This window comes from Oligoflexus sp. (genome assembly GCF_035638955.1).
Classification (GTDB): domain Bacteria; phylum Bdellovibrionota_B; class Oligoflexia; order Oligoflexales; family Oligoflexaceae; genus Oligoflexus.
The window spans coordinates 1-8,888 of record NZ_DASQYZ010000115.1 but is presented as its reverse complement, the minus strand read 5'-3'; the positions used below and the strand labels follow the sequence as shown (position 1 = coordinate 8,888).

Sequence of the window (8,888 nt, the reverse complement as noted above, 5' to 3'; positions counted from 1 at the left end):
CAAATGGCTAAGTTCGACCATGATTATTCTTTATTCTGACCTTGTGGATGCCTGCAGAGAGAATCCCAAGGCCTTGGACATGATACTCGGTCACGAGTTAGGACATATTTCGGCCGGCCACCTGAAAGCAACCTGGTTCCTCTTGCCCGGACTGGCCTTTCCGTTCCTGGGAAAAGCCTATTCCCGTGCCAGGGAATTCACTTGCGATCGGTATGGCCGAGATTTATGCGGTGATGACGAGGCAGCGATCCAAGGTCTGGCTTTATTGGCAGTTGGCAGATCACTTGCCTCTCAAGTGAATATCAAAGAATATACCGATCAAAGTCATTCACTCAAATCACTGTCCATGACTTTGGGCCGTTGGATGTCCACTCACCCACCGCTTTGTGATCGGATTCTTGCACTGAAACCAGAGTTGGGCCAAATCTCATATGCGGGAAGCAATCTGAAGGCTATTTCCATTCTCTTTCTAATGATCTGCGTGCCCATGGGCGGGATTATTTTAATCAAAGAAACCAATCTAAAAGCCCCGACGGTGCAAAGTCGAGTCCGATAGGGGGGCTCGCGACTCCAGACATTTTCCCGCCCAGAGTTTGCAAACGCAACACAGCCCCAGGTTCTGCTATCAAAAAAAAGATGGAGATCAGCAGTAGTCCTGGCAGATAGTTGCCTACGAAATATGATGTGATGAGCTTTCGCCAAGTCTTAACAGGCGAAGCGAGAAAGCGAAGAAATCCTTGAAAAACCTTAAATTCAGTGTTCAACATGGGCAGTGCTCTGCAGTTATTTCTGGATGTTGTTGTCCGCGACGCCACACCCAGCTTTTTCGCAGCGCCCCGGAAAGAATGCCTGGAATTTCAGTATTATCAAGGCTTTCAAGAAAGTCGCAGTTCCGAAATTTCCCAATAATTTTAACTGTTCGCTTATTTTATAGTCATTATTTCCGGGGCCCTGCTTCAGGCTACCAAGCTACTCACCTTGCAATTATTTACATGTTATTCTCCGGATTTTTACACCGAGGTGTTATAAGCCTCAATCCTGCCAAATTCTGATTGCATCATTAATCGCTTATGGTTATTTATACGGATAGTTATGATTTGGCTGGCTGACCAGTTAAATCGGGCAGGAGGCTGTATGCGCAAGAGCATAAGATTTCCGCTAATTTTTTGTTTTATGCTGACCCTTACGCTGTTAGATCCCCCATCCTGTAGGGCTGCTGAGGTTTCGTTGGAGGCCGTCGACGAGTCTACCGGGGTGCGTACGGCCTTAACAGGGATTTACTCCAGGAGTGCCGCGGAGCGTTCATCCGCCGATTACAGCTCAGCTCTCGCCGCCCGAATTAAACTCACCCACGGTTTGTCAGATTGGGGCAGTATCGGAATTTCCACCGGGATTTCCAGAGATCAGGACGCGTTAGAGGAACGCAATGTTTGGTCGTCAACGACCTTAGCCTTTTCCAGTCATGCTTATGACTTCGGAACGGATTATTTGTTTCGATATAGCGGAAGCATTATTGCTCCCACCAATTCTGATTCGCGAAAATATCTAAGCTATCGAGGAACCTTCGGTTTGTCTGGAAGCATATCGCGTGAATTCAAGGCGGTTCCCTGGTTCAAAAGCTATGCTTTGGAGATTAACGGCGGGGCCAATAGGAATTTCTTCAAATACGACGCCTCGCTGGCTGGCATCCCTAACACGGTCTCATCAGGCAATGCGGGTGTTCGCATCATCCTTGATCTCAACGATGTCGTTAGCCTCTCTTCGTCGTTCGTGCTCGAAAAGTCCTTGAAAAGCAATGGCAGTTGGAACGATACGATTTATCGCAACGCGGTAGGTGCAAACGCGCGAATTACGAGCAGCATGGACGTAAACCTTTCGCAGTCCAATCGAAACAGGGCGTTCAGCTATGACTATGAAACGACTCAGATCGCTCTTTACGACTATGAAACGACTGTCTATGAGCTCGCAGTAACCTATCAATTATGAACGAAATTCCACCTGTCCTGTTTCAAATGATTTGAAAGGAGATATTGTATGCGAAGATTTCGAATTTCATTTCCGACCATCCAGACCCTGGCTATCACGGGCGTGATCATGCTTTCTATTGGTCAAAGTGCTTGTGAAAAAAAGCGGGGCCTAAGATACACCCAGGGATCCGGGGACAATCTTTTTGATATTAAGCAGTACGATGGGTTAACATTCAAGATCAAAACCGGGGCGAAGCGCTTCAAAGGCCAGACGTCCCGGGCTGATGAGCTGGTGACTTTGCAGGGGTTTGACAAGATTAATAACCTCGACGCCGTTGAATTTGGAACAACCGAAGGCCTCTTCGCCGATATCGATATCTCCGATTTCAATTTTTATGGGCGTGAGAATTTCGAATACACCCTCAAGTATACTCTCACAGACCAGAATGTAATCCTGTCTAAAATCGGCACCAAAGCCGACATTCCGAGCCAGGAGCTCACCTACGCAAAAGATTTGGGAGGTGATCAATTCGAAGTTCCTTTGATGGGTCTTCCTATTTCTCTTTTTAAGGTCGAGAAGGTTCAGGACGACCGCGGCAAACCCACCCGAAGCGTTGCCCCATTCCGCAAGGATCATTTAGACGAGGCTACGCATTTCAAAATTAACGAAGGCCTGGTCAAATACTTCGAATCACCTGCCAAACCGGATTTGTTCAGCGCGGACTTCTTTAATCCCACTGATGAGTGGTTTTACACCAAGACTCTGGTTGGTCGTGCGATCAATTCCAGGGAGATCCTGGGTGAGACCGCGGCTTCGCTGAAAATCAAATTTGCCAGGACCAACAACAGCCTGTTGGGCGTCGACATTAATATTGCCAAAGAGCAGGAGGTGCTCGACCCAACCAAAACCATAACGGCCCTCGAGATCCCGGTTCAATGGGTGGATTTCAAAACCGATACAGCGGGCAGCTACGCTCTGCTTCGGGAAAAGGCTTTGGGAGACAGGGAGAATACCTCGCGCTTCTGGAAGGAACGGAAATATGCGCTGCTTGATTTCAATAACGCTGATCGCCTCGACAAAGCCTTCACTCTGGACAACAAACTTGAGAAGCTGGAGGTAAGCAATGATTATATTTCCTTCACTATTTACGAATCGAGCTCAGGCAATACCTATAAGTATTCGCTGGTCAAATCGAATCGCAAGGTTGACGGGCAAAACTTATTCGCTGACGACGCGACTTTATTCCATTTGTTCACCGAGCGCCGGGTTGTCATAAGAGGGGCATTGCAGGATCAAGGGCCAGATATCGACAAACTGGTCTATGCCAACCGCTTTTATCCCGAAAATGGTGAAATAGTTTACCATCTGAGCAAGAATAGTCCAACTGATGTGGAATTTACGGAAGCAACGAAAACTGCTATCAAAGCATGGGACGACGCCTTCCAGACTGCTGGCACAGGTGTACGCGTACGACTTGCTGATGAAAAAGTGGATGTAGGTGATGCCCGGTATAATACCATCGTTTTGTACGGATATGAAATCGATGCTGGGAGCCTTTTAGGCTTTGGCCCATCCGTACAGGATTCACGGACCGGGCAAACCTTCGCGGCCGCATCCCATATTTATCTGCGTTCATACCGCGAAATGCTCATCGAGAATATTCGCAGCTTCATCCGCAATGAACTGGGGGTATACGCTGACAAAGGGGTCGCCGGGATACCTTCTTTCGCGGTTAGCGAAAACTTTGTCGCCGCCGGCGGCCTGGTGGGACGATCAGACGCTAACATCGGCGGCATGGGGAACCTTGCCGAATTTATCAGGGGAAGCGGGATGTTCAATGCGCAGCTGAGCAGCGATGATTACCTGAAAAAAGTTTTCAGATCAGACTCGATCCTGGCTGACATTGACGCATATAGTGAGCAGCAAACCAGCGGTTCAGGCAAAGACGTGTTTTTCACCGCTAACGGCCCGGCCTGTAAATTTGCTTCTCCGGCTTCGCTAACCGTGAGCTGGGACCGAATAAGAGCAACCTGTCTCGCTGACAAGAAGCTGGGCACTTACGTTGCCAGATTGAAAGAACTCCACGCAGCCAATAGCTCGATATTAAATACGGACGGCGAGGATGAAGCCATTCTCGAATGTGCCCAGCCTCTCATGCAGGATTTACTGTCTGCAACCTTGATTCATGAAATTGGTCATAATCTTGGGTTGGGTCACAACTTTGCCGGCACAAGTGATACCGAAGATAATTTTGCGAAGAATGATGATGGATCCATAGCCTTCGCTTCGTCATCGGTGATGGACTATATGGACCGCCCTTCCTATTTCAATACGAAGGTAGGTCCATACGATGTCGCGGCGATCCGCTTTCTATACTCCAGGAAGGTGGAAACAAAGGATGGCGAGTTCCTTGATGTCCCAAAAAACTCCAGTATCTTGTCCGCTGTCGCGAATCAAGGGAAAACGCTGAAGCCTTTCAAGATGTGTACTGACCAGGAAGTTCCACCCAGCACGGGCCTCCCACTCTACGACCCGATGTGTGGCAGAGGTGAGATGGGATCCACGCCTGAAAAATATGTGAAGTGGGTTATCTCCAAAATCCACGCCGACCTGATTCAGAATGGTTATCGATATAACGATAAGGCCTTTGTTGGTCCTTCAGTCGGCTATCTTGATAGGCTCAAGCAAGTCCAGGAATACTTCCGCTATCTCATCCGCGGGTCGGCTGGTGCCTACCTTGAAAATCTGACCGGTTCAACCCCTGCGGAAAAAAAAGCTGCACTTGAAGCAATGATTGCTGCCACGCCAGAGGCGGATCGTGCCCTTGTTGAAAGCTATTACAAAGCGGTCAATCTCATCTTTGACTTCGGCCGGGAATTTATGGCCCTGCCGACCCGTGTCTGCCTGATCCAGGATAATGCAGGAATAATTGTGGACGCCTTGGAATTTGCTCCTCTCCGTCAACGCATTTTCGACAAGAGTCGTGTTACGGTCCAGAATTGCAAACAAGCCTATGGTTATGCTGCTGCCGCACTGACAAGCATGGGAAAGACCTATGTCGCTGATTTGGGGAGCATGAAATTTCTTGATCGTGGGCTTGAGATCAATGGCTTGGAACTCGATCTCGACCCAGCTTCAGCAGCCAACAAGTTAAAGCAAATCGCCTTTGGTTCGCGAGGTGTCGATCTGGATCCAAGCTATTCGTCGGGTTCGATCCGGCTCAAGAACAAGGTTATCGAGATGCTGACCAGTCGGAAATCGGTGCTGAAACTTGCTGCTGATTCGGGCGTCGGAGGGAGCAATTTTCTCGATTATGAGTGGTTCGCGGCTGCACTGTACTCCGATGCGTGGCAAAATCTACTCTCGGGCACAAAAGGAGAATTGCTGGATGCTACGCTCCTGGCGGGAAAAACCTTCCAGCTCTACGAGGACACCGTCAACCTCGCTCCTTTCTACTTGTTTACGCTTTACAGTAACGGCTTGAACACCCGTTCGCGTTCTTACTCTTATGCATTAGCCATGCGACCCAGAAAGGAGAGAAGTCTTTCGATATTCTCCCAGGGCCCGGGTGCAACGGAAAATCCCATTTGGTATGTGACGAACACGGCCAACGAAGTCCTTTATGCCGATACCGGTATTGCGAAATCCATCATCCAGTTATTAGTGAGAATGGAACAGTTCCAGAAATCCAAGGTGATCCATGACGCAACCCACGCGGCCGATACTGCGGAAATCCTAAATACGTTGACCGCTTCGGTCACTTCCATGGACGCTGCACTTGCGGTTGATGAAAAGTTGTACCAGACGGCCTTGGGGTACTTGGGTACTAAAGGTTTGACGGTTTTGCAACCCGCGCAAAAAGCGCTCCTGCGCCAGCGCCTCGCTACAGCAAAGACCGGGGCCGAAAACCTCACCGAGGCAGGATCCCAGGCAGCCATCGTGCTTAAAGGTCTGGCAGAGTTCTCAGACAAGGACCTTCTGGATCAGCGGCTGTTATCCATGGTGAATGATGGGTCGAACAGTTTTTCAGCGCTTCAAGCGAGTTTGAACACGCTCATCAATTCCTTCTAAACGTTCCAGCTTCGCGTGGGCCTAAGCGCCCACGCATTCCTTCCAATTCAATCCGAGGTGCAACTTGAAACCGTCATTCAAAAAAACTGCCTTATTGTTGAGCCTGTCGCTAAGCTTTGCTTGCCAGCCCAGTCCTTCACAGCATTCCAATCAAAAAATAGTGGACAAGTCCCATCTCGGGCGGGATCTGCTAGCTGTCGGTCCCTTTCAGTTTGACGAGTCGCTCTATTCGGTGGCACCAGGCGTCGACCGTGATGTCCTTCCCGCTCCGCCCGTCGGCAAACCTGAAGTGAAAACAGACATTCGTGGCAAGCTTTACCTACCGCGAGGAGAAGGGCCATTTCCTCTCCTGTTATTTCTGCATGGCAACCATGGTACTTGCGGCAAGGTCGTTGGACCTTCCGATCCGCGTCTTGATGTGAGCTCTGAATTTACTCTCACCGGAACATGTCCAGAGGGGATGATCGAGAGCCCGAGCTTTCTGGGTTACGAGTATTCCGCGCGTCACCTGGCGTCCTGGGGATACGCAGTTATTTCCGTGAATGCCAACCTTGGTATCACGGCACGCAACGGATATGACAGCACAGACGGGGGGCTGGTCTACGCCCGCGGCGCTCTCGTGCTTAAGCATCTCATCAGTTTTTATCAGTGGTCGGGGTCGGGCAGCAGTGCCGGCCTTGCGAATAAGGGGCTTGTGATTAAGGATAAACTCGATTTTTCAGAAGTCGGCTTTATGGGTCATTCAAGGGGTGGCGAAGGCGTGCGCTATGCCTATAATATCTATGAGCAGGCACCGGATGACAGCGTCTGGAAACGCAGTCTCCCCGGTTTAAAGATCAAAGGCATTTTTGAGATCGCTCCCGTTGATTTTGGAACACAGGCCGGAGCCATGAAAGTGGAAGCCAATGGCACAGCCTGGAGCGTGCTTCTTGGGGGCTGTGATCGCGACGTCAGCCTTTTTTCAGGGGGCGATCCTTATGCTCGTATGTTGACCGGTAACGACGGTTTTCCCAAGTCAGTATTCACTATTTGGGGCGCCAACCACAATTTCTTTAACAGTGAATGGCAGGTGTCCGACGCTCCCAACAGCTGTTATGGCAATCAACGACCGCTTTGGAATACCGCGGCGGAACCTCTTGGTGGTGAACTCGGCAAGCAGGCTCCAAACGCCCTGAAGGGAGTGAAAGGCTCTGAGGCACAGCAAACATTTGCCAGGGCCCTGATGTTCTCTTTCTTCCGTGCTAATGTTGGGAAACAACCCGATCTCACCCTCCTTCATACCTTTGACCCTCAGTATGCGCTGCCGACTATCCTCGATCAGCTGGCTCATACCAGCCGTGAGTTTGTTCGTCTGAAAGATAGCCTACTGGTCGCGCAACCAGGCAAAAATGTCGGTAGCACGACCACAACGGCCAATCTTATCAAGCAGAGTCTTGCGGATAAGGTTTCAGCTGATCTGAGTCTCTTGCAGCTCTATTGGAATGCCTATGCAACTGAGTTTGATTTTAGCCGCCTGGAAGTTAACGCCAGTGCATTTTTTCCCCGTCAGGCTTTGATTCTGGAATCTCCTCCTTTGGCTTCCGAACAAACTGTAGATATCCCTTTCACTCAGACCATAGATTCCGAACCTTATTGGACAGTGGATGCCAGCTTATCTCGACGGACAAGTTGCTATAAGTTTCCCGCTTCAGATTGTGTTTTGGATACGTCGGTATCTGACGTCGAAGTTGCAGTCCTTGATTCGACGGGGGCGGTTTCAAAGTATGTACAGTTGTCTGATTACATCAAGCTCGAGAATTACCATAGTCAATACTTTGAACTGGCGGGACAGGAAGCAATTCCTGACGCGTCTCGGTCCTTTAAGCTCTATTTCAACTATATCCCGCTCATATTTAGCACGGCTCGCTTTGAGCTGACGGATTTTGACCTGCAGGATCGAAGGATCAAGGGACTGCGGTTCAAATTCCCGGCAGGTAAGGCAGTGGATCTGGCAATTGATGAGGTCCGCCTCGTGAAACGATAAAGATTGCATGTCGACAGGAGGGAACACCGCCGGCCATTCTCGGCGACGTTCTCCTTCTTCTTGTCAAAAACGAGGGCAGAGACGAATATCCTCAATCGGGCGTGCTGTTTGTGTTTCGAAACCGCTGTCATTTCATGCGATCTCCTTGCTTGTGCTTAGTGGCACAGGAGATTCAACTAATCATTGGAAGAAAAGGACGGGGAAGCGTCGAGTCGTGTTTTTGGCCCAAAGGTGGCTGGATGCACGTCCCACCCGGAACATGACCATACTCGCCCGGTTGTCGGGTGTTCCATACCCAACGCTACGCCGTGTGTTGGATAAGGAAAACGTCCCAACACTGGACACAAGCCTGAAGGGCCGGGCATTAAAGGCGAAGGAACGATGAACCCAGAACTCTGGGAGTCTGTGTCTACATCGTTTTTTAATTCTATCCCGTTATATGAGTTTGAAGAGTATTTTGGCGAAGACACCCCGGCTACCAATGCCCAGACTTCACCGACGTTGATCACGATGACGGTACGGGTAGATTTGAGTTCGATATAGCCGCACCCAGGCCTGGCAAAAGTTAGAGTCTCTGGCCGCCTGCGGTGCCCCAAACCCTTTTCAATACACTGAGGGGTAGATTGCTACTGACCGGCAGCCGAAATCTCAGGGCCCCGGAAAGAATGCTTAAGAACTAATCATCCCGCTAATATTATTGACTAAAAGATGGCCGCTGAGAGATGCAATCCTCCTCCTGAGGAGGTTTTTCAATGCAGTCTGACATACGTGTTGCCTTTTCCCTGGCCGATCAATTCGAGGCGACAATTGACTCGAGAAGCTCACG

The 8,888-nt window shown here is 49.8% G+C and carries 4 protein-coding genes; all 4 read left to right on the top strand.

Going from position 1 to position 8,888, the window contains the following annotated elements:
- The coding region (locus VE954_RS11335) for a M48 family metallopeptidase (protein WP_324952745.1) at positions 1 to 556 on the top strand (556 nt) is incomplete at its 5' end.
- A gap of 578 nt (positions 557 to 1,134) precedes the next feature.
- Positions 1,135 to 1,986, top strand: a complete 852-nt coding sequence (locus VE954_RS11330; RefSeq protein WP_324952743.1) for a hypothetical protein — start codon at positions 1,135 to 1,137, stop codon at positions 1,984 to 1,986.
- A 48-nt stretch (positions 1,987 to 2,034) separates the two neighbouring features.
- Positions 2,035 to 6,039 (top strand): zinc-dependent metalloprotease, encoded by a 4,005-nt coding sequence (locus tag VE954_RS11325; RefSeq protein ID WP_324952741.1) that lies wholly within the window; start codon positions 2,035 to 2,037, stop codon positions 6,037 to 6,039.
- 160 nt (positions 6,040 to 6,199) lie between these two features.
- The gene (locus VE954_RS11320; protein ID WP_324952739.1) at positions 6,200 to 8,062 is read left to right on the top strand and encodes a hypothetical protein; all 1,863 of its coding nucleotides are present in this window, start codon (positions 6,200 to 6,202) and stop codon (positions 8,060 to 8,062) included.
- The last annotated feature ends 826 nt before the right edge of the window (positions 8,063 to 8,888 follow it).